Origin of the sequence: Mesorhizobium sp. M2A.F.Ca.ET.067.02.1.1 (genome assembly GCF_004023285.1) — a bacterium.
Classification (GTDB): Bacteria; Pseudomonadota; Alphaproteobacteria; order Rhizobiales; family Rhizobiaceae; genus Mesorhizobium.
Genome location: NZ_RZSB01000003.1, coordinates 1 through 21370 on the forward strand (window position 1 = coordinate 1; position 21370 = coordinate 21370).

Below are 21370 nucleotides of genomic sequence, written 5' to 3' on the forward strand. Positions count from 1 at the left end.
CCATCAGCTTCAGTGCCGGCGAGACCACGAGAGGAGCCGCCGCCTGCCGCAGGACATCGCGCTCGAGGTCGAGCCCGGGGGCTATTTCGGTGACGACCAGGCCGTCGGCGGTCAGGCGGATGACGCATCTTTCCGTCACATAGGTGACGTCCTGGCCCTGGCTGACGGCGCGCGCGCCTGAGAAGCTGACCTGGTCCACCTTCGGGACGATCTTTGCGACCTTGCCTTCCTTGTCGATGACCAGCTTGCCGTTCTCCAGCCGCATCTTCGCGCCGGCGTTGAAGTTGCCGGAGAACACGATCTTGCGCGCCCGCGAGGTGATGTCCACGAAGCCGCCGGCGCCGGCGGTGCGATGCGGCGTCGAGGAAAGCCGCGAGACGTTGACGGATCCGTCGGAGCCGATTTCGAGGAACGACAGCAAGGAGCAGTCGAAGCCTCCGGCCTGGAAGTAGGTGAAAAGGTGCGGGGAGGCGACGAAGGCTTCCGCGTTGGAGGCGCAGCCGAACTTGAAGTCGAGCAACGGCACGCCGCCCACCGGCCCTTGCTCGATCACCCAGGTGACGGCGCCGTGCAGGCCCTCTTCGATCAGGATGCGAGGCACGTTGGCCGAGATTCCGAAGCCGATATTGACTGCCCAGCCCGCTCGAAGCTCCTGCGCGACGCGACGCGCGATGACCTTGGAGACATTGTATTCCGGGGTACGGAATGTGTGCAGCGGCCGGAACAGTTCTCCCGATATGGCCGGGTCATAAGCGGTCGCCGTGGTCTGCAGCTGGTCCGGCGCCTCGACGATGAAATCCACCAGGATACCGGGCACATGCACATCATGCGGCCGCAGCGTGCCCTGAGCCGCGACGCGCTTGACCTGGGCAATGACGATGCCGCCGCAGTTGCGCGCCGCAAGCGCCATTTCCATGGCGCCAAGCGTCGCGCCTTCCTGCTCGAAGGTGAGGTTTCCCTTCTCGTCGGCGGTAGTCGCGCGGATGATCGCCACATCCGGCCGGAGGGGAGGGAAGTGAAGCCAGGTCTCGCCGTTGAACTCGACGCGCCGCACGATCGGCGCCTTCCGGGCCGAAGCGTTCATGGCTCCGCCCTCGAGCATCGGATCGACAAATGTCTCCATGCCGACCTTGGTCAACACACCCGGACGCTGCGCCGCGCCCTCGCGCAGCATGTCGAACACGATCCCGGAGGGGAAGTTCCAGGCCGCCACATCCTCGGCAAGGATACGCTGCCAGATCAGCGGCGGCTCGGCGTTGGTCGGTCCTGAGGGATATGAGCCGCCGATGATGCGGCTGATCAAGCCCGGCAGGGCGATGTGATCGACCCCCTTGGTGCCGAACATGTCGCCGGCGGCAATCGGATGGATGGTGGTGATGTTGCGCGGCGCCCCTTCGGCCGCGAAACGTTTGCCAAGGGCTTCCAGCACGGCATCCGGGCAAAGCAGACCGGACGACGAATTGACCGCTACCACCGCTCCGTCGCCTATCGCGGCGACAGCCTCCGCTGCGGACCTGACCTTGCTCACGCTACCTCTCCATAAGGCTTGGCAATAAGTAACTAGATAGTTATAAACGTGATATAGCCGCCTGCGGCTTGCAAGGCAAGCTCCGCGCCGACGGCAACCAGCGGGAGGATTTTTATGAACATCATGTTCCAGAAGGCGAACCAGCGGATGTTTGGAACTTTCCCTCTTAAGGGGGATACGCTGCGCGCGGCGATCGCGGCTGCGATCGATGCGGGTTACCGCGCGTTCGACACGGCTCAGGGCTATGGCAATGAAGCCGACACGGGCCTGGCCTTGGCCGAGAGCGGCATAGCCAGGGACGAGCTCTGCATCACGACAAAGGTCACGGTGGAGAACTTCTCGCCGGAACGGTTCATGCCGTCCGTCGAACAGTCCTTGCGGGATCTGAGGTTGGATCGCGTCGACATCCTTTTGCTTCACTGGCCGACGCCGGGAGGCGATATCGAGCTTTCCCTGGAACTGCTTCAGGAAGCTCAGGAGCGGGGTTTCGCCGGCACCATCGGCGTTTCGAATTACACAGCGGCGATGATGCGCCAGGCGAGGCAGATCACCGGCGTGCCGCTCGTGACCAATCAGGTGGAATTCCATCCGCTGCTTGACCAGCGCAAGCTGCTGGCGGCCGCGAGTGAAACGGGTATCCCTTTGTCGTCCTACTGCTCGGTCGCGCGCGGCGAGGTCTTCAAGCATCCGCTTTTCGCCGATATCGGCGCCGCATACGGCAAGTCGGCCGCCCAGGTCGTGCTGCGCTGGATCCTGCAGAAGGGTTTGCCGATCAACACGATGTCCACCAAGCCGGACAACATCCGCTCCAATTTCGACGTGATGGACTTCACCTTGTCGAGTATCGACATGGGGCGCATCGACGCCATGAATGCCGTCGGTTATCGCGTTGTCGGCAAGCGGCTGATCCCCTATGCGCCGGATTTCGACGCCTGAGCGCGCGAACAGGAAGAGCGAGCAGATCCGAGGTGACCCGCAAATGCTAGCGGTTGCCTCGGATCAGGTCCGACGCATGCTCGCCGATCATGATAGTCGCCGCATTGGTGTTCGAGCCGACCAGGGACGGCATTGCCGAGCTATCGCAGATGCGGATGCCATCCAACCCGTGCACGCGCAGTTGAGGGTCGACCACGGACATCGCATCATTCCCCATCTTGCAGGTGCAGGTCGGGTGATACGAGGTGCGGCCGTAGCGTCGCGCATAGGCTTCATAGTCTGACTGCGAGCGCACATTTGTGTCAGGGAAACGGAGTTCCTTGATGAATTTTCGCAGCGAAGGCTGATTGAATATCTCCCGGCTGATCTTGATGCCTTCGACCGACACTCTGAGGTCGTCCGGGTCCGCGAGGAAATTGGGATCGACAACCGGATTGTCGCGCGGATCCGGCGAACGGAGCGTCACGCTCCCACGCGATTTCGGGCGCAGCGTGTAGCTGTTCAACGTGATGCCGGACGATCCCTTCGGGACCGACGGAACGCCCGCTTCCGCGCCGGCTCCGGCCAGGAAGTGGAACTGCAGATCGGGAACCGCTCCGGCATGATTCCCCGAGGAATGCCAGAAGGCGCCGCCCTCGACGACGTTCGACGTTATCGGTCCGGTCTTGAACAGCATGTACTGAATGCCGGCCCACAGCATCCAGTGCGTCTTGTTGTACTTGTCGAGTGAATCGTGGCCTTTCAGCTCGGCCACGATGTCGATGCCGAAATGATCCTGGAGGTTCTGCCCGACGCCCGGGAGGTCCTGGATCGTCTCGATACCATGTTGACGCAGGTGATCCGCAGGGCCGACACCGGACAGCATCATCAGCTTCGGCGTTCCGATCGCTCCCGAGGTGACCAGCACTTCGCTGTCGGCATTTATGACCTTCAGCGAGCCGCCGACCGAGCATTCGACGCCAACGGCGCGGCGGCCCTTGAAGACGACGCGGTGGACCAGCGCCCCCGTGATCAGCGTGAGGTTCGGGCGCGCCAGGGCAGGCTTGAGATAGCCCACGGCGGCCGAGCAGCGGCGGGCGTTGCGCGTCGTGGTCTGGTAGATGCCGGCGCCTTCCTGCTTCGCGCCGTTGAAGTCCGGATTATAGGGCAGCCCGTATTCCTGGCAGCTCTGGACGAAGGCGCGCGAGACGACGTTCGGATCGGGTATGTTCGACACCCCGAGCGGTCCGTCGGTGCCGTGGAGCCTGCCGGAGAATATGCTGTTGCCCTCGGAACGAAGGAAGTACTTGCGCACGTCCTTGAACGCCCAGCCGTCCGCGCCTTCCTCGTTCGCCCAGCGGTCGTAGTCGGTCTCGTGGCCCCGGGTGTAGACCTCGGCATTGACCGACGAGCCGCCGCCCAGCACCTTTGCCTGCGCGTAGAGGATCTCGCGATTGTCCGCGTGCTTCTGCGGAGCCGTCACCAGGCCCCAGGTGAGCGGTCCGGTGGTCATTTTGGCGAAGCCGACCGGCATATGGATCAGCGGATGGCTGTCCTTGCCTCCGGCCTCGATTATGCAGACGCGGACTGCCGGATTCTCGGACAGGCGCGCGGCAAGAACGCAGCCCGAAGAGCCTGCGCCGACGATCACATAGTCGAAACCTGTCGTCATCACTTGATCCAATGCGCACGCTTGCCGATCTCGATGTGGACGGACTTCACCTGTGTGTACTCCTCCACGCCGTACATTCCGGCCTCTCTTCCCCAGCCGGACTGCTTGAAGCCGCCGAGCGGCATTTCCGGGCCTCCGGCCATGATCGTGTTCACCCAGAACCGCCCGGCGCGCACGCGCCGCGTCACCACCAGCGCCTTGTCTATGTTCTTTGTCCACACGCTGGCAGCCAGGCCATACACCGTGTCGTTGGCGAGGCCGATGGCTTCCTCGACCGTGTCGAAATGGAAGGACGACAGGACGGGCCCGAAGATTTCGTCGCGGGCAATCGACATTGCGGGCCTAACCCCGGAAAACAGTGTCGGCGCGATATACTGACCGCCGCCGAGATCCAGCGCTTGCCCGCCGGCGACAAGCGTTGCCCCTTCGGCCTTGCCCTTGTCGATATAGCTCAGGATGGTCGAATTCTGCGCATCGGTGGTGATGGCTCCCACCTGCGTCTTCGTCTGCAGCGGATCGCCGACGACGATCCTGGCCATCTTGGCGGCAAGGATTTCCTCGAACTCGCGGGCGACCGAGCGCTCGACGATGACGCGACTCGACGACACGCAGCACTGGCCCGTGTTGAAGCTTATGCCGAAGGCCGCGCCGTCCGCCGCGTCCTCGAGGTCGCTGTCCGCAAAGACGATGATCGGATTTTTGCCGCCCAGTTCCAGGCCGAGTTTCTTGAAGTTCGAATCGGCCGCCGCATGGACGCATGAGCGTCCGACGGATGTCGAACCGGTAAAGGACAGCATGTCGACATCGGGATGCTCGCTCAGAGCCTGGCCAATCGTCCGGCCAGATCCGGTGACGACGTTATAGACGCCGTCCGGCGCGCCGGCTTCGGAAAGGATCTCGCCGAGCAGCAGCGTGGTCGCCGACGTGACCTCCGAAGGCTTGACGACGACAGTGCACCCGCTGGCAAGGATGAAGGGAATGCGCTCGCACAGGATCAGGAATGGGAAATTCCAGGGCGTGATCAGCCCGACCACGCCGACCGGCTCGCGCAGCACCATGCCGAAGAGACCGTCGCCGAGACTGTTGAAGCTGTCGCCATGCAACAGCCTCGCGGCGCCCGCGCCGACCTCGAAGCAGGCAATGCAGTGATCGATCTCGCCGCGCGCCTGGGAGATCGGCTTGCCGTTCTCGAGGACTTCCCAATAGGCGATTTCGTCGCGGCGGCGGCGCAGGATTTCGGCTGTCCTCAGAAGCACTGCCGCGCGGTCGGCGCCTGAGAGTCCGGCCCACCGGCGATCCTCGAATGCGCGGCGCGCCGCCGCGACGGCGGCATTGAGGTCGTCCACCGTGCATCTGGGCGTGAGCGTCACCGGCACACCGTGGCCCGGCGACCGGCGCTCGAACAAAGCGCCGCCCTAGCGCCAGGACCCGTCCGACCAGAACCCGAATTCGCGTGGTGCATCCGGCAGGGGTGCGCGGTCGGTGAAATCGAGCATGGAATGCCTCCGTTCTGGCGGTGCGCCGGCCGCCCGCTGCTCTTGGCAAGCGGGTCGCGCCGGCGCCTAGTTCAATATGATTTGCGTCTTGAGATCCCGGGGCCGCTCGGCCAGGGTCTCGAAGGCGCGCTGGATGTCGTCGAGCGGAAAGGTCGCGCGTGTGAACGCCTCGGTTCGGAAGCGGCCATGCGACAAGAGCGTCAGCGCATCGTGCATGTCTTCGCCCATGCCGGCGACCGAGCCCTTGAGACTGTTCTCCTCGAGGATGGTGCGAAGGATGTCGACCGGCACTGTGTCGTTGGGTCCGCTGAGGCCGAAGAAAGCGACATGACCGCCCTTGCGGATGAGCTGGAAAGCGAGCGCGTAAAGCCGCGGCGAACCGACGCTCTCGATCACGAGATCCGCGCCGCGCCCGCCGGTCCTTTTCAGCACCTCCGCCTTAAGCCGGGCGGGATCGGCGACGGCTGCGTCCGCACCGGCTTCAAGGGCAAGGCGGCAACGGTCTTCCGACAGGTCGGCGACGATGATTGGCGCGGCGCCGCACAGGCGCATCATCTGGACGTGAAGGTTACCGATCGGCCCGGCGCCGAGGATCACCACGGATTGGCCGAAACTCGCCTGCGCCTTGCGCGCGGCGCGCACCACGCAGGACACCGGCTCCGTCAGGGCAAGCACCTCGACCGGCACATCGTCCGGAGCCGGTATGACAAGCCTGGCCGGCACGCACACATATTCGGCGAAGGCGCCGTCGCGCCCGATGCCCACCTGCGTAATCGAGGGGCAGTTGAGGATCTCGTTGCGGCGGCACCAATAGCACTGGCCGCAGCCGATATTGATGTCCGCAACGCAGGTCGTGCCCGGCTTGATATGCTTCACACGCTCGCCTGTCGCGGCGACCGTCCCGGCAAACTCGTGGCCCGGAACCAACGGCAGCCGATCGGCCGCATAGTGACCGTTGAACATGTGAATGTCCGTGCCGCATATGCCGGTCCGCTGGACACGGATCAAGGCATCGTCGGATCCCACTTCCGGAACGGCGACCTCGCGCAGATCGAAACGGTGCGGAGCGGTCAGGACGGCGGCGCGCATTGTTGCCATGGCTTGTCTCACTTCACCGTGCGAAGCTTGGAGCGGTCGATGGTCAAGGCGATGGCTGCGATCAGCACCAGGCCGAACACCATCTGTTGCTGCGTCGCCGCGATGCCGAAATAGAGCATCGAGGCGCGGATGACCGCCACGATCAGCGTGCCGATCGCGGTGTTGAGCACACCGCCGACGCCGCCCGTCAGCGGCGTTCCGCCGACAAGCACCGCGACGATGGCCGGCAGCAGGAAGCCGTTGGCGATCGTCGGCGCGCCGCCCGACAGCTTGACGGAGAACAGCAGCCCGGCCACCGCGGCCAGCCCTCCGGATATCGCAAAGGCGAGGATTTTGTAGCGGGCGACGTTGAGACCGGACGCGGCTGCAGCCAGTTCGCCAGCGCCCACGGCTTTCAGCGCCCGGCCGAGGACCGTGCGCCGTTCTATGAGCAGGCAGATCGCCAGCAGGCCGATGGCGATGAAGAGCTCGTGCGGCACGATGCCGGTTCGACCGATCATCCAGCCGAACGTCTCGTTGCGCTGGGTGGCGTCCATGTTCAGGGCGCGGTTGCCGGAAAGCCATTGCGCCACCGAGAAGCAGATGCCGCCGACGGCCAGCGTGGAGATGAAGGACGGGACGTACATGCGGGTGGTCAGGTAGCCGGAGAGCGTTCCCAGCGTGAATCCGGCAAGGATGCAGAGCGCCGCCACCCAGATCCCCAACGGCGCCAGATAGACCGAGGCGACGACGGTGATCATGTTCGCCATCGACTGTGCCGACAGGTCGATGCCGCCGATGTAGATCGCGAAGGTCAGTCCCAGCGCCATGATGAACAGCGGCACGATATCGCCTGCGAGGCTCAGCAGATTGGCGGGCTTGAGAAAGCTCGGATCGGCGATGCCGACGATCGTGACCAGGACCAGAAGGGTAATCCAGGGGAAGTGCGGCTTGAGGCGTTGGATGTCCATGGAGGCCCCTCAGATCATGTAGTGCAGAAGGTCGTAGAGCGTCGGCTTGGAACCGGGCACGCAGTCGAAGCGCTTCTGGATCTCACCGTCCTTGATGACGACGATGGTGTGGGAGAGGCCGATCGCCTCTTCGAGCGTGTCGGCGACCAGGACAACGCCGACCCCGTCGTCGCACATCTCCCTGATCATGTCGTACACATCCTCCTTGGCGCCGATGTCCAGGCCTCGGGTCGGATGATCGAGCAGCATGATGTCGGAGCCGCCCGACCGCCATTTGGCAAGCACGACCTTCTGCTGGTTGCCGCCGGAAAGGTTGCCGCAGTCGGCATATTCGGAGCTTGCCTTGATGGCGAGCTTGCCGATCCATTTCCGGGCAAGGGCACGCTCGTCGGCCACGTCGAGCCAGCCCATCCGCGCGTAGTGCGGCATTTGCGAGAGCGTCATGTTCTCGTAGACATTCATGCCGGCCACGATGCCCTCGATCTTGCGCTCGCGCGGCACATAGCCGACGCCGCGCTCCACCGCTGCGCGGGCGGTCAGCCTGGAGACGGTCTCGCCCTTGATCTTCAGCGTGCCCTTGGTGGGCGTGCGCATGCCGTAGATTGTTCGAAGGATCGCTTCGCGGCCGGAGCCCTCGGTGCCGACCAGGCACAGGACCTCGCCGGCATGCAGCGTCAGCGAGATATCGTGAACCCGTCCCGGCAGGTCCACGCCCGACAGCTCCACCAGCGGCCTCGTCGCGTCGTAGGGCTTTTGCCGCTGCTCACGGTAATATTCCTTGTCGACATGGCGGCCGACCATCTTGTGCTGGATCGCCTCCGGTGTCGCTGCGCCGCGCGAGACGACATCGACCACCTGGCCGTCCTTCATCACGTAGATTCGGTCCGAGAGCTCCATCACCTCGTCCATGCGGTGGGACACGAAGATGAATGAAGCGCGCGTCGTCAACTCCCGCACGAGCTTGAACAATAGCTTCACCTCTTCCTCGGCCAGCACCGAGGTGGGCTCGTCGAGCAGGACGACCAGATGACCCTGCACCCGCTCCTCCAGCGTCAGCACCTTGGCCAGTTCCACAAGCTGGCGCTGCGCGAAGGAAAGGCTCGAGGTGATGGTGCGCGGATCGATATCGAGCTTGACCTTTGCAAGCTGCTTCCCGGCGGCTTTGGCCATCGCCTTCCAGTTGACCACGCCGAAGCGCGAGAACTGGTCTTCATAGCCCAGGAAGATGTTTTCCATCACGGACAGGTTGGTGATCAGCGATTGCTCCTGAAACACCATGCCGATGCCTCGCTCCATGGCGTCGCGCGGGCCGCCGAACCGGACAGGCTTGCCATCGATGAGCATCTCGCCGCCGTCGGGCTGGTAGGCGCCGTAGATCACCTTCATGAGCGTGGATTTGCCAGCGCCATTCTCGCCCACCAGCCCGACGATCTCGCCCCGGCTGATGGAAAAGTCGACCGATTTCAGCGCATGGACGCCCGGAAACTTCTTTTCGACGGCTTTCAATTCATACATTGCGGCCTCACTTGACGAACGCGACCGCGCGCCGGTCCGTCGACAGGATGACCGCTATGATGACCAGCAGCCCGAGAACGGCGGCCTGCAGGAAATCGGGCAGGCCGATGACCACCATGCCGTTGTTGATGACGGCGACGATCAGGACGCCGACGAGCGTGTTCCAAACGCCGCCGATGCCACCCCAGAGCGCCACGCCGCCGACCACCACCGAAGTGATGGACATGAACATGAAGTTCGATCCGGTGACGGATTCGGCCTGGCCGAGCTTCGCCACCTGCAGGATCGCCGCGATCGCGTAAAAGAAGCCGGCAAGCGAGAAGCCGGCCATCCTCACATGCTGCACCCGCACGCCCGAGGCATGGGCGAGTTCCTCGCCGCCGCCGACCGCATAAAAGTAACGCCCAAGGCGGGTCTGAGATTGGATGAACCAGGCGAGGACGAGGCAGAGCCCCGCGACATAGACCATCAGCGGAAAGCCGAGGATGCGCCAGGTCAGCAGGGCGCGGAACGTCGGATCGTTGAATTTGACGATGTCGCCGCCGGTCAGCAGGATCGCGGCGCCCGTGCCGATGAATCCGAGCGCGAGGCTCGCCATGAAGGATGGTATCTTCAGCTTGACGTGGATGAAACCGTTCACCAGGCCGATCGCGGCCCCGACGGCGAGAATGACCGGGATTGCGATCCAGCCGCCCGACGCGAGCGTTCCGCCGAGCGCCAGCATCAGGAAGCAAAAAAGAACGGCCGTCAGGGAAACGACGCCCTCCATGGAAAGGTCGATGGAACCCATCACGATGATGAAGGTCACCCCGACCGCTACCATGAGCGCGGGCGCCGCCGCGATCGCGATGCGCGCGAAGTTGCGTTGCGACAGGAATGAGGGGTTTATCGCCGTGAACAGCACTATGAGCGCGAGAAGCACCATGAAGGGCGCCCAGCGGATCGCGTTCTCCCGCGTGAGGATGCGTGGCAACTCCGGCCTCCCGTCCAAGCGTGCCGTGTAGGGAGGAGCGGCCCGTTTCAGGGCCGCTCGATCGAGCTTCGTATTACTTGTACTTGATCTGGCCGTTGCTCGGTCCCCAGAAATCCTTCCAATTGTACGAAGGAACGGCGTCCAGATATTTGGCCTTGAAGTCCGCCGCGTCCTTCTTGGTGACCAGGACCGTCGGGCCGTAGAATTCGCGGTGCTCCTTCGGTTCTTCCGAAGGCTTGAAGGCGCCGGTCGCGGCGTAATAGGCGAGCGCCGCCGTGATGCCGCCGCCCCAGTGCGGATTGGTGAAGACGGTTGCCAGGAGCTTGCCATCCATCACCAGCTTCACGGCTTCCGGATTTCCGTCATAGGCGACGATCGGCATATTCTCGATCCCCTCGGCGCGTAGCGCCTCGATCACGCCATAGGCGATGTTGTCGTTGGCGCAGTGTACGCCGGTGATCTTGTCGCCGAAGCGCGTCAGGAAAGACGCCATCAGCTCCGTGCCCTTGGTCGTGTCCCAGTCGGCGGGCTGAGCATCCAGAAGCTCGATATCGGGGAAGTCCTTCAAGGCGTTCTTCAAGCCGTTCAGACGCTCGATTGCCGGGTTGTTGGCGGCAATGCCACCCAGATGCACGACGCCACCCTTGCCGCCCATGGCGTCGAACAGGATCCGCGCCGTCTGCTCGGCCGGCTTCTCGTCCGACCAGGTCATGTGCGAGACGTAATTGTCGCCGATGTCCCACGGGTGCAGGTCGTCGGTCTTGTTCCAGATGGTGGAAATGTAGGCGCCGGCATCGCGCACAGCCTCGACCACCGGACGGGCGTTGGGGCTGTCATTGGCGTCGCAGGCGATAGCGCACTTGCCGCCGGTCTTGGCCAGGAACGCCTTGATGTCGGCCAGCGACTTTTCGGAAGACCCTTCGTTGATCAGCGAGACGAGGGAATTCTTGGGCGTGCCGAGGGACTCCACGAATGCCTCGCCGCCCGACACGATCGAGTTCCAGTAAGCCGAGGCGCGGTCGCGGTACGACCAGGCGATCGCCGGGTCACTGATCGCCGCCCGGGCAGCGCCGCCGCCGAAGGCGAATGGCACGGCCATCGCCCCCATGCCGGTGGCCGTGGCGAGCAGGAAATTGCGTCGGTTGACGGTCTCGCGCTCGATGAAATCCTTGATGAAAGTCGACATGTTACCTCCCATTTGGCGACAGCCCGCAAGGGCGGGCCGTCTATTGAGCAACCTTGAGAAGCCAGGCCGTCCAAACCGCTCTCTTGGTCGCAGAATGCACCATCTAGTTACTTCCTGAATGTGTGAGAGTCAAGCGGCGGCACGGCGCACGGCCTGTTGACTTCTTGGACAATTGAAATGACTTTCAGCGCATGACCGATCGTCGACAGCACGCTGGAACTGGAACCAAGGGAGCGGCCAAAGTGGACGCAACGTCCGGAAAATCAGGCAATGTCGCCAAGAAGAAGCGGCTTCGGGATGCCGAAGCGACCAAGCTTCGTATTCTGGAAGCGGCGAAGAGCGATTTCGCCAAGAACGGCCTCGGCGGCGCGCGTGTCGATGTTATCGCGGCCAAGGCCAACGCCAACAAGCGTATGATTTACCACTATTTCGGCAGTAAAGATAATCTATTCCAAGCGGTGATTGAGAATGCCTACCATGACATTCGGGCGGCCGAGCAGAAGCTTCATCTCGACGATTTGAGACCCAAGGATGCGCTAGAGCGCCTTGTTCGGTTCACGTGGCAATACTATTTGAGGAATCCTGAGTTTATCACTTTGGTAAACAGCGAGAACCTCCATCGTGCCAAGCATGTGAAGAGGTCTGAGCTGATTAAGGCGGAGACCCGAAAATTTGTTGCCATGGTCTCCGGCATACTCGAAAGAGGAGTTCGAAGCGGAGATTTTCGCGCGGGGATCGACCCGGTGCAGTTGAACATCACTATCGCGGCGATCGGATACTATTATCTGACAAACCGATTCACTGGTTCGATTATTTTCGAGCGTGATCTGATGGATAAGGATGCTCTGAATGAACGCCTGGAGTTCAACATCGAGACCATTTTGAGACTTGTGAGTACATGACATCGCCTTTGGGACGCTGACGTCCCCACGGCCGCGTCATCCGCATTTCGGCCGACCGCGTCACCCGTTCCAGGACTTTGCTTCCCACCGCGATATTTCTCGGCCCGCGCAGATCCGGAGTATCCCGACATGCCGCGCACGCGTTCCGGCAAAAAACAGACGACGACTCCGCAGGCCCGGTGGTTTGCTTGGGCCAGTGCCAGGTCGGCTTCGTTGCCCCGCCATCCAAAAACAGTCGTTCCGCTTCCGGCCCCAATTCGGACATCCGCACCAAGCAGCGGCAGCTACCGCACCAGCACGCGGCCCGGTCAGGATGGCTTGGGCGCCCTGCCAGATACCAGTAGGTTCGTCTGAGAATTGGGTTAGAGCGAATGAGCGCCGGAACCATACGGGACGATACGGGAAAGATCTCGATTTCTGCCCACGAAAAACTCAACAAAATAAAATATTTGACGTCGTCCTCCGGGCCAACCATTTTTTCATGCGTGCTTCAGGAATGATCCACTCCGCGCTTTCGAAATCGAACTCTTCCCATTCTGCCGCGCGCAGCTCGCCGGGTCGGGGAAACAGCATTGCCATCAGCTTCAGGGCGGCTCGGGTTGTTGGTTGTCCGTCGAATGCATCGACTGCCCTTAGCAAGCCGGCCAGGGCCTTAGGATCGGTGATCGCGGCACGTGGAGTCACCGTTGGACTGATGAGCGCGCCCCTTAAAGCGATCGTCGGATCTGCCTCGGCGCGCGCAGTCGCGATTGCATATCGAAACACGGTACCGATGGTGGAGCGTAATCGCCTGGCCGATTCATATCGACCGCGAACCTCCACGCGACGAAGGCAGTAAGGATGGTGGCCGGATCGATTTCCCGAATGCACTTGTCGCCGATTGTCGGATAGGCAAAGCCGAGGAGCCATTTTGACCTTGCTGATCGTCCGGTCGGCACGTCCCTCCTTCTTCAGCTTCTCAACATATTCGTCCGCAATTGAGCGAAAGGAGTCCTTTGCCGAATCGGCCTTCCGCAAGCTGCGTTCCTTTCCAGGATCTATGCCAGCCAGCAGGAGCCGTTTAGCGTCATCGCGCGCCTGGCGCGCCTCGGCTAGGGAGACAAGGGGATAGCCGCCCAGTGCTAGCAGTTTCTGCTTGCCGTCAAAGCGGTAGGCGAGCCTCCAGAGGCGAGCGCCTGTGGGCTGCACCCATAGTTGCAGCGCGCCCCCGTCTGATAATTTGACAAGCTTGGAAGCGGGGCGGGCGTTGCGGCATTTCACGTCGGAGAGGGCCATTTGTCAGGTCTCTCTTGGCTGTTTCGATACCATCAGGATGTCGAATACCAACGGAAATACCATCCCCCCCCGCCTCGTTGGACCAAATGCGCCCGAAGCGCTCCCGGCCCAGCTCAAATGCGCTATTTGACAGAAAAGTATCAACGATTTCAGGCACTTGCAGAATCCGCAGCGTAGAAGCTTCGGCGAAAGGGAATGTCGGGAGAAGAGGGGATGGTGCCCAGAGGCGGATTCGAACCACCGACACGCGGATTTTCAGTCAACGGCTAAGCGGCCGAAATCAAGCACTTACGGCGAAAACAGCGTCAAACCCTGCGCTGGAAATCAATCACTTAGCAGCGATTTGTCAAACTTGCCGATCGGCTGGACGACCGGCCTTTGCCACCAGTCGAGCGCGGCGATCGAGATAGCGGCGGCTTGGTATCGCGCCCACTTCGCGACCTGTGAACACCCGGTAATTCCGGCGCTGCGCAAGCGCTTCGGACTGACGCCATTGCAAGCCATCGCCGTGCTTCGCGAGGCGCAGCGGTGACACAGGAAAAGCGCAGAGCGTCAACGGCCTGGTCATGGCGGCACGCGTTCGCGCAGTCCGACTTGCCGCCGACAACGCGCCTGCTGCTGCACACGCTCGGCATGTTCATGAACGAGCTCGGCGAGGATTGCATCCCCTCGATCGCTGACCTGTGCCGATACAGCGGCCTGGATAAGCGGACCGTCGTGAGGCACCTCGCCGCCGCGAAAGAAGCCGGCTGGATAGGCGTCTCTCAGCACGGCTTCCGGGGGCAGAAATGGAAGCGCAACCAGTATGCGCCTCGATGGCCAGAGCGCGATCTCATGGCGTCGATGATCCCCGACAACGATGTGCAAGGTGGGGGCAGAGAGTCACCACCTTCACCCGTCGAACGTGGGGGCACAGAGTCACCACCTTCCGGAAAAGGTGGGGGCACAGAGTCACCTAAGGTGGGGGCACAGAGTCACCAGGATAATACCAGTCCAATTACCAGTCCAATTGAGAGAGAGCGCGCGATGGATGATTTCGATCATGCCCTCAAACGTTGGCCTGTCGTCGACAGTCCCAAGGCCGCAAGGCGAGCCTGGAATACACTGTCGCCGGCCGAGCGCATCGAGGCGGCCAGAGAGATCGACAGGTTCGTCGCCGTCAACCGATCGGCAGGCCGGAAGCTGATCTGCAGCTTCACACGCTATCTCGCCGAACGGATGTGGCTGGCGCTGCCCGAACGGCCCAAGCCGCTACAGCCGCGACCAGCAGCACCGGCCAAGCCGGCTGGACCATCGCCCTTCGAGCGCAAGCACGGTTGGAAACCCTCTGCGACCGAGGCGAAGCCATGACGGGGGGCGGTTCGAAAGTCGGCGAGGCCCTCGGCGCTACACCCGTCTCCCCCTCATTCGGAGAGTTTTTTCCGGCGAGGCCGAATTTTGGGGCTGTTTCCGAGCCTCACCCCAACGCTTCACCGGGAAAGCATAGCAATACCAATGGTTTGCTGGCATCGCCGCGTTCTAACCATGCTGAAAGGGCCGATTTTCCTGCATTTGTGAGCCAGCCTGAATTGCCAGGCTTGCCGGCGGCACAGCGTCCTTGTCGGCACTGTGGCAATCGCTTCGAGGCCGATGCGCACGCTCTCGGCCGCCCTGTCGCCTTCTGCTCGGCTGAATGCCGGGCGGCTCATGCCGCTGCGCAGCGCACCGACTGGCATCAGCGCAACCAGGTTGGCGGACGGCAGGTGCCTATCGCATGCCGGTCATGCGGAACCGAATTCCAGACTGAGGCAAAGCTTGCCGGCCGCCTGCCAGGGTTCTGCTCTGAGGCCTGCCGCCGCGCCGCGCAAACAGCGCGCAATGCCTCGATGCGGGCTCGACGCCGCAGGCGGGGGGTGGGTCAAAAGTCCGGAGGCCAGCCGCCCTAGACCGGCGCCTCCCCAAAGTTTTTCTGCGCGCAAGTTTCCGGAAAGTTTTTTCTCTAGCGGAGCACCCCAAATGACCGAAGCCGTACCGATCCCAACGACGATCGAAGGCCAGCGCAAGGCCTTCTGCGACATCATCGTCGAGCGCGCTGTCGACCTGATGCAGTCCTCTGGCGCGCCGGCCGGAATGATCCTTGATCGGCTCATCACCTATGCCGCCGCGCAGGCCTGCACGATCGATGGGAGCCCCAAGGCCGCACACGCTTTCCGCCATCTTGCCGACCAGATCGACGCGGGCGTTTTCCACAGCGTCACGGGTGAAGGCAGGGGGCGGCATTGACGGGAATCGTCGACGCGCGCATATTTCCGCCCGGCTCGATCGAGAGCGTCACCGGCTGGACTGGGACGCACAGCGACGATCCACCTTCGGCGGTACAGGCCACCACACCTGGCGCGAAGCTTCAAAACGGGCATTCAGCCCGATGCTTTGTCGTTTCCGAAGGTGCGCCCATGCTCTACCGCAAATCGTCACTCTCCGACCGTTTGGGACCGGCCCTCGAAGTCCGTTTCGCTGCCACCGACAGCGCCGGCACCATCGAAGGCTATGCCAGTGTGTTCGGCGGCGAGCCGGACAGTTACGGCGACGTGATCGCGTCCGGCGCGTTCAAGCGTAGCCTCGCCGAGATGCGCAGCAGCGGCACCAATCCGCTGATGCTTTGGAGCCACGACAGGGCGGCGCCGATAGGCCGCTGGACCGACATCCGCGAGGATGACAAGGGCCTGTTGGTGAAGGGCCAGCTCAACCTTGCCACCACGCGCGGCAAAGACGCTTACGAGCACCTGAAGCACGGCGACGTGTCCGGGCTCTCGATCGGCTTTGCGCTCTACCCGAACGGGAGCCGGCAGGGAGCCGGATCGGAAACGATCCTGACCGATATTGACCTGCGCGAGATCTCGGTCGTTGCACTTCCGGCCAATCGCCGGACGCGCGTGGGGCTGGTCAAAAGCCTCAACTCAAAATCCGACCTTGTCGACATGCTGCGCGAAAGCGGCCTGTCGAAGTCGGCGGCGGCGCGTGTTGCCGCTGGTGGATGGTCTGCCCTGGTCAGTGAAGAACAGGAAAAGGCCGCGCAAACCCTCTCTCTCATCGAAAAATCATTGTCGAAGTGGAACCCCTGACATGACGAAAATTGCACTCCTCGCCGCCGCCGGCGGCATTGCGCGCCTTGCGGCCTGCCAGATCGGCCCCCGCATCGCGTTTGACAAGCCGAACGAAGGCAGCGGTGGTTCAGCCGAAGACCTGTTGAAGGCCTTCGAAACCCGCGACAAGGCGATGGTCGACAAGATGGCCGCGATCGAGACCAAGCTCAAAGGCTTCGACGGCCATTTGCTTACCATCGACCAGAAACTGGCACGGGGCCTCCATCACAGCGGCGGCAACGGCGGTGGCGAGAAGAGCATCGGCCAACAGTTCGTGGACAACGAGGGCGTGAAGGCCTTCCTCGATCGCGAGCCGTCCAAGGGTGCGGTCGACATGCGCGTCAAGGCGACGCTCACGACGGCCACGACCGACGCCGCGGGCTCGGTCGGTGCCGGGGCAAACCCGAACTATCGCGACAGCATGGTTCTTATTCCGCGCCGTCGCCTGCGCGTGCGCAACCTGATCCCTGTGATCAACGTCGATTCGGGTCAGGTCGAATATGCGTCGCAGAAGGGCCGCACCAACAACGCCGGCATGGTCGCCGAAGGTGCCGCCAAGCCGCAGAGCGACATTCAGTTCGAGCTGAAGACGACGCCAACGCGCGTCATCGCGCACTGGATGAAGGCCTCCAAGCAGGTCCTGTCGGACTTCCCGCAACTCGCCGGCCTGATCGATACGGAGCTGCTGGACGGTCTGGCGCTTAAGGAAGAGGACCAACTGCTCAACGGCGACGGCACCGACCAGAACCTTTACGGCATGGTGCCGCAGGCCACGGCGTTCGCCTCGCCGATCTCCATCGCCGACATGAACGAGATCGACGCGATCGGCCTCGCCCTGCTGCAGGTTAGCCTGGCTTTCTACGAGGGGGACGGCGTGATCATGCACCCGGCCAACTGGCTGAAGATCCGGCTGCTGAAAAACAGTGACGGGGACTATATCTTTGGCCCGCCGAACCAGCAGGTCGAGCCGCGCATCTTCGGCGTGCCCGTGGTGCCGACGCCGGCCATGACCGTCGATAAGTTCCTGGTCGGTCAGTACCAGATCGCCGGCACGATCTATGACCGCTGGGACGCGCGCATCGAGGCGGGCTTCGTGAACGACGATTTCACCAAGAACCTGGTGACGATCCTCGGCGAGGAACGGCTTGCGTTTGCCGTGAAGTCCCCCGGCGCGCTGGTCTACGGCGATTTCAACACCGCGCTTTCGCAGTGATCTGAACCGCGCGGCGCCGGGCTTTGCAGGAGCAGCGCCGCTCCATCGCGAACAACCGTAACCCTTATGGCGAAGGACGCGCGCGAAACGCCCTTCGCCGCCAATTTCTTAAGTGAAAAGGCATCTCCACAATGTCGACATCCGACGCCATAGCCGGCGCGCGCGCCGCGATATTTCTGGGCACAGAGGTCGCTTGGCGCATAGTCGATGTGCTGGTCGCCAAAGGAATGCTTAGCCCCGGCGAAGCACGCGCGACGCTGTACGCGATTGCGGATGGCGTCCGAAACGACGTTGGGCGCGACCAAATGGAAATTGCTGAGATCGTGACCGAATATCTCGAGGCGGCGGGAGACCGCTTTCGGGCCCCCAAAAATCCGGTACAAGGAACGTAACTGATGCTCAAGTTTGCCAACGAGATATGGCGCAACTACGTCACCGACGGTGTGCCCTCATCTGGTCAGTGGCCGCCCAAGAAATCAGAAATTCGCGAATGGGGAGCCTATATCGAGGCCCTACATCTAGGATCCGGTTTGGCCTTCAAATTCTCATCATCGACAACTGACGCGGACCCTGGGCAAGGCCTGTTTCGGATCAACGGCACCTCTGCCGACGAGGCCACGGCAATCTTTTTCGACGATATCGACTTGACCGGAGTTACAATCGGCAGCGTCATCGATACTTGGGATGATAGCACCAACAGCGTGCGTGGCCTGCTGACCGTTAGAGGCATATCCGATACCGCAGTGATGCATGCCTTTGAAGTCGGAGGGTCAGTTGTAGACGGCTCTGGCTATCGCAAGGTGACGGTGGCCTACGTTGGAGGATTCGGTGCTTTTGCCGCCGACGACCTCTATGCTTTCGTTTTCAACCGTGCCGGAGATAGCGCGACACCGGTTGTCACCACCATAGCCGCGCTCAAGGCGCTCGACACCTCGCGAGTTTTGACCGCGTATCAGGTCGGCAGCGGCTTTTTCGAGTGGACATTGGGAGATTTCACAAGTCGAGTCGCGGCAGATACGAGTGGCTCCATATACGTTCCGGCCGACGATGTCGCCGTCAGCGTTGGGGTCTGGGTAAAGGCAAATGCCGGACTGTATAGCCTCGCCGGACAAGGCGCGCTGACCTATGTCAGCTACTTTTCCAATCCAAGTGCCATAGGCGACAGGCATTATGCTATTGCAGGGCAGCTTTCCGCGGGAACAGCCGCCGCCGGCGATAAGGTCGGCGTGTATGGCGGTGCTGAATCGGGCCCGAGCGGCTCGTCGAACGTCTGGGGGGGCAATTTTCTTGCGCAATGGAACACTGGCCATCCTGACGTCCACGTGCAAGCCGTCGAAATCGACTTTAACAACCTTAATGCCGATGTTCCGCACAACCCGCCAAAACTGAAGACCGCCCTCAGTCTGGCGTCTGGCGGCACAAAGATTGCCGGATATGCTCTGTACATCGATGCCTCAAACAAGCCGACGAACGCATGGCGGCAGGGCATCGCGATTCAGGACGGCGGCGTTCTTGACAGCGGCGTCAATGTAGGAATGCTTTCTTCGTCGGCAACATACTGCGGCAGGCAGATTGCTAACAATGGCGACACGCTCCTGCTCCAGCGAAGGACAGATGTAGCGCCCACCGGCTTCTACGCTCGATTCTTCGATGCCGCCTTGGCTGCTAGCATCTGGACAGTCGATATCAACGGAGCAACGAGCATCGGCCCGCGCGCGGCGTCAGTTGCCGGAACAAGGCTGCACGTCTCCGAGGCTGACAACACGAACGCAACCGAGGTGCTTTCGCTCGGATTGGAGGGCACATCGAGCGCCAACTCCACCGGCAAGATCGTCACTGCGGCCTTCTTCGGCCGCGATACGACTATCGCTCGTAAGCAGACTGCCGCCATCAAAGCGATCCCGCTTGACGGAAATTGGGTCAACTCCGCGCTAGGCGTATTTATTCGAGTCGCCGATGCACTGGTCGAAGTCGCACGGTTCGGTTCCAAGCAGATGTTCAGTTTGAGTGGATCGCTGGGACGTGGCGTTCCGGTCACCAAGACGGCAGATTTTACTGTTGCCGACACTGAGAACTGGCTGAACAACAATAAGGCTGGTGCCACGTGCACCGTGACGCTTCCAGCCGCAGTTTCCTACCCTGGTCGCGAGATCATGATCAGGAACTTGCAGGCCTTCACCGTTGTCTCGGCGTCCGCGAACGTGGTGCCCCTGGGTGGTGGTGCTGCCGCCACTGCGATACTTGCCGCCACTGCAGGCAAATGGGCGACGCTGGTTTCTGACGGTGCCAACTGGGTCGTGATGCAGGGTAACTAGGAGAACATCGTTTTTAGGTATCGCAGTGGCGCCGTGACCCGCCAAGAGGTCGACGCCCGCAGCTGTTGGTTGACACTTTCGAGATATTTGGCCTGCCGGCGAGCCGCTTCCAGTTGCGCGCGTAACTCGACTTTTTCGGGATCAGGTCGCGGTGCATCGAAACTCACCTCTCGCAACTCGGCTTCCGCTTGCCGTAGTAGGCTGGTTCCGCTCTCTTCGATTGGGCCGGCCGCCTTCGATAGGCTGATGTAAAATTCGTGCATGCCTGGCTGCGGGCATGGGTGTTTGTAAAACGAAGCCTCACCGGATTGTATGTAGCCGGTATCTCTCAAAGTTTTGACCAGGAACCGGAAAGACGCCGGCGTGAATTGCCACGCGTGAACGTCGTGATATTGATCCGAAGCTAAAACCGTATTGAACTTGTCGTTTGCCTCGCCGGCGGTGAAGGGCACGATTATGTCGTCCAACACCTGTTCTTTCCAGACCGTGCCTCGCGGTGTTTTGCAGAAGTAGCCGACATGGTCGAAAAGACTGCCCGCCGTATGCCGCTGGCGTTTTTCGGCATAGGCTTGCAACGCCTGGCCAACCGTGGAGAGAGGCCGCAACGCATCGAAGCAATAGCGCTTGTCTGGAACAGCCAGAACAAGCCGACCATTGGGCTTTAGCAGCGCCTCGCAATCCTGAAGAAATCGGACGATATCCGTGACATGCTCGATCACGTGGGATGCCACAATGAAGTCATAACGTGCCTGCTCACCGATAATTTCGAGCATGCTCCGACCGTCAGACACATAGTCGACTTCTTCTATATTTTCAGCGTTGCTAATGTACTTCTTGCGCAAGGTAGCGGCGTCCGCGTGGTCGATGGTCTCGACCTTGAACCCCTCTGACTTTGGCAGCAGCGGGTTATAGCTCGGCCCGACTTCTAGGCCGAAGCCGGTCTGGTCGAACATCGAGAGGAGACGAGCATTCCTAGTCGCAATTGCCATTGTTCTTATACCTCTTTCGCGCCGCTACCACCTTGGAGGAGCAAAAACAAGAGTCGGCTCCCCGAGAGGGGAGGTGCTTGAATTTTTAACCAAATCAGCGCAGCGTGTCCGTGGGTGTGAGAACCCGGACCGTGATAGACCGCAAGATTCCCTGGCAGGAATTTGCCCTACGCCTGGCAGCGTGCGGGCGGCGGTGACGTGAATTGCGGAATTTCCGCAGT

The 21370-nt window shown here is 61.9% G+C and carries 19 protein-coding genes; 9 read left to right on the plus strand and 10 right to left on the minus strand.

Annotated features, from left to right (window positions below):
* On the minus strand, positions 1 to 1528 hold a 1528-nt coding region (locus EOA28_RS00690), incomplete at its 3' end, for an acyl CoA:acetate/3-ketoacid CoA transferase (protein WP_128314342.1).
* A gap of 114 nt (positions 1529 to 1642) precedes the next feature.
* Here EOA28_RS00690 and EOA28_RS00695 point away from each other — a divergent pair.
* Positions 1643 to 2464, plus strand: a complete 822-nt coding sequence (locus tag EOA28_RS00695) for an aldo/keto reductase (RefSeq protein WP_127250855.1) — start codon at positions 1643 to 1645, stop codon at positions 2462 to 2464.
* A 46-nt stretch (positions 2465 to 2510) separates the two neighbouring features.
* Here the strand turns inward: EOA28_RS00695 and EOA28_RS00700 are convergent, their stop codons facing one another.
* From EOA28_RS00700 to EOA28_RS00730, 7 genes are all read right to left on the minus strand, one after another.
* Positions 2511 to 4115 carry a GMC family oxidoreductase N-terminal domain-containing protein gene (locus EOA28_RS00700; RefSeq protein ID WP_127250856.1) on the minus strand — a complete coding sequence of 535 codons (1605 nt, stop codon included), beginning with the start codon at positions 4113 to 4115 and terminating at the stop codon, positions 2511 to 2513.
* A complete protein-coding gene (locus EOA28_RS00705; protein WP_245463196.1) occupies positions 4115 to 5521 on the minus strand; it encodes an aldehyde dehydrogenase family protein in 1407 nt (468 codons plus the stop codon). Before EOA28_RS00705 ends, EOA28_RS00700 begins: the two co-directional genes overlap by 1 nt.
* A gap of 156 nt (positions 5522 to 5677) precedes the next feature.
* Positions 5678 to 6709 (minus strand): alcohol dehydrogenase catalytic domain-containing protein, encoded by a 1032-nt coding sequence (locus EOA28_RS00710; protein ID WP_127250857.1) that lies wholly within the window; start codon positions 6707 to 6709, stop codon positions 5678 to 5680.
* An 8-nt stretch (positions 6710 to 6717) separates the two neighbouring features.
* Positions 6718 to 7659, minus strand: coding sequence for an ABC transporter permease (locus tag EOA28_RS00715; RefSeq protein WP_112126082.1), 942 nt, complete (start codon positions 7657 to 7659; stop codon positions 6718 to 6720).
* 9 nt (positions 7660 to 7668) lie between these two features.
* Positions 7669 to 9174 (minus strand): sugar ABC transporter ATP-binding protein, encoded by a 1506-nt coding sequence (locus EOA28_RS00720; RefSeq protein WP_126079139.1) that lies wholly within the window; start codon positions 9172 to 9174, stop codon positions 7669 to 7671.
* 7 nt (positions 9175 to 9181) lie between these two features.
* A complete protein-coding gene (locus EOA28_RS00725; RefSeq protein WP_126079138.1) occupies positions 9182 to 10147 on the minus strand; it encodes an ABC transporter permease in 966 nt (321 codons plus the stop codon).
* A gap of 73 nt (positions 10148 to 10220) precedes the next feature.
* Positions 10221 to 11333: a sugar ABC transporter substrate-binding protein gene (locus EOA28_RS00730; protein WP_127251228.1), complete on the minus strand. Its 1113-nt coding sequence runs from the start codon at positions 11331 to 11333 to the stop codon at positions 10221 to 10223.
* 242 nt (positions 11334 to 11575) lie between these two features.
* Between EOA28_RS00730 and EOA28_RS00735 the strand changes: the two genes are divergently transcribed.
* Positions 11576 to 12235, plus strand: a complete 660-nt coding sequence (locus EOA28_RS00735; RefSeq protein ID WP_245463197.1) for a TetR/AcrR family transcriptional regulator — start codon at positions 11576 to 11578, stop codon at positions 12233 to 12235.
* 432 nt (positions 12236 to 12667) lie between these two features.
* On the opposite strand, the gene EOA28_RS00740 is transcribed toward EOA28_RS00735, so the two are convergent.
* Complete coding sequence (locus EOA28_RS00740) at positions 12668 to 13510, minus strand: integrase arm-type DNA-binding domain-containing protein (RefSeq protein WP_245463198.1); 843 nt, start codon at positions 13508 to 13510, stop codon at positions 12668 to 12670.
* A gap of 352 nt (positions 13511 to 13862) precedes the next feature.
* Here EOA28_RS00740 and EOA28_RS00745 point away from each other — a divergent pair, with 352 nt between their 5' ends.
* The 7 genes from EOA28_RS00745 (at position 13863) to EOA28_RS00775 (ending at position 20160) form a co-directional block, all read left to right on the plus strand.
* Positions 13863 to 14042 (plus strand): hypothetical protein, encoded by a 180-nt coding sequence (locus EOA28_RS00745; protein WP_128314343.1) that lies wholly within the window; start codon positions 13863 to 13865, stop codon positions 14040 to 14042.
* The gene (locus tag EOA28_RS00750) at positions 14039 to 14860 is read left to right on the plus strand and encodes a helix-turn-helix domain-containing protein (RefSeq protein ID WP_128314344.1); all 822 of its coding nucleotides are present in this window, start codon (positions 14039 to 14041) and stop codon (positions 14858 to 14860) included. Before EOA28_RS00745 ends, EOA28_RS00750 begins: the two co-directional genes overlap by 4 nt.
* A gap of 645 nt (positions 14861 to 15505) precedes the next feature.
* Positions 15506 to 15772: a hypothetical protein gene (locus EOA28_RS00755; RefSeq protein WP_128314345.1), complete on the plus strand. Its 267-nt coding sequence runs from the start codon at positions 15506 to 15508 to the stop codon at positions 15770 to 15772.
* A gap of 170 nt (positions 15773 to 15942) precedes the next feature.
* Positions 15943 to 16611 (plus strand): HK97 family phage prohead protease, encoded by a 669-nt coding sequence (locus tag EOA28_RS00760; RefSeq protein WP_128314346.1) that lies wholly within the window; start codon positions 15943 to 15945, stop codon positions 16609 to 16611.
* A gap of 1 nt (position 16612) precedes the next feature.
* Positions 16613 to 17845: a phage major capsid protein gene (locus EOA28_RS00765; RefSeq protein ID WP_128314347.1), complete on the plus strand. Its 1233-nt coding sequence runs from the start codon at positions 16613 to 16615 to the stop codon at positions 17843 to 17845.
* Between the two features lie 131 nt (positions 17846 to 17976).
* Positions 17977 to 18237: a hypothetical protein gene (locus tag EOA28_RS00770; protein ID WP_128314348.1), complete on the plus strand. Its 261-nt coding sequence runs from the start codon at positions 17977 to 17979 to the stop codon at positions 18235 to 18237.
* Between the two features lie 3 nt (positions 18238 to 18240).
* Complete coding sequence (locus EOA28_RS00775) at positions 18241 to 20160, plus strand: hypothetical protein (RefSeq protein ID WP_128314349.1); 1920 nt, start codon at positions 18241 to 18243, stop codon at positions 20158 to 20160.
* Here EOA28_RS00775 and EOA28_RS00780 read toward each other — a convergent pair.
* The gene (locus tag EOA28_RS00780) at positions 20157 to 21149 is read right to left on the minus strand and encodes a methyltransferase domain-containing protein (protein ID WP_128314350.1); all 993 of its coding nucleotides are present in this window, start codon (positions 21147 to 21149) and stop codon (positions 20157 to 20159) included. The two genes, EOA28_RS00775 and EOA28_RS00780, sit on opposite strands and share 4 nt — an antisense overlap.
* Positions 21150 to 21370 lie beyond the last annotated feature (221 nt).

Bases quoted from the DNA above. Each gene is read 5' to 3' on its own strand.
- EOA28_RS00710 (WP_127250857.1), bottom strand. From the start codon at position 6,709: ATGGCAACAATGCGCGCCGCCGTCCTGACCGCTCCGCACCGTTTCGAT.
- EOA28_RS00700 (WP_127250856.1), bottom strand. From the start codon at position 4,115: ATGACGACAGGTTTCGACTATGTGATCGTCGGCGCAGGCTCTTCGGGC.
- EOA28_RS00720 (WP_126079139.1), bottom strand. From the start codon at position 9,174: ATGTATGAATTGAAAGCCGTCGAAAAGAAGTTTCCGGGCGTCCATGCG.
- EOA28_RS00775 (WP_128314349.1), top strand. From the start codon at position 18,241: ATGCTCAAGTTTGCCAACGAGATATGGCGCAACTACGTCACCGACGGT.
- EOA28_RS00740 (WP_245463198.1), bottom strand. From the start codon at position 13,510: ATGGCCCTCTCCGACGTGAAATGCCGCAACGCCCGCCCCGCTTCCAAG.
- EOA28_RS00695 (WP_127250855.1), top strand. From the start codon at position 1,643: ATGAACATCATGTTCCAGAAGGCGAACCAGCGGATGTTTGGAACTTTC.
- EOA28_RS00760 (WP_128314346.1), top strand. From the start codon at position 15,943: ATGCTCTACCGCAAATCGTCACTCTCCGACCGTTTGGGACCGGCCCTC.
- EOA28_RS00780 (WP_128314350.1), bottom strand. From the start codon at position 21,149: ATGGCAATTGCGACTAGGAATGCTCGTCTCCTCTCGATGTTCGACCAG.
- EOA28_RS00715 (WP_112126082.1), bottom strand. From the start codon at position 7,659: ATGGACATCCAACGCCTCAAGCCGCACTTCCCCTGGATTACCCTTCTG.
- EOA28_RS00770 (WP_128314348.1), top strand. From the start codon at position 17,977: ATGTCGACATCCGACGCCATAGCCGGCGCGCGCGCCGCGATATTTCTG.
- EOA28_RS00730 (WP_127251228.1), bottom strand. From the start codon at position 11,333: ATGTCGACTTTCATCAAGGATTTCATCGAGCGCGAGACCGTCAACCGA.
- EOA28_RS00765 (WP_128314347.1), top strand. From the start codon at position 16,613: ATGACGAAAATTGCACTCCTCGCCGCCGCCGGCGGCATTGCGCGCCTT.
- EOA28_RS00755 (WP_128314345.1), top strand. From the start codon at position 15,506: ATGACCGAAGCCGTACCGATCCCAACGACGATCGAAGGCCAGCGCAAG.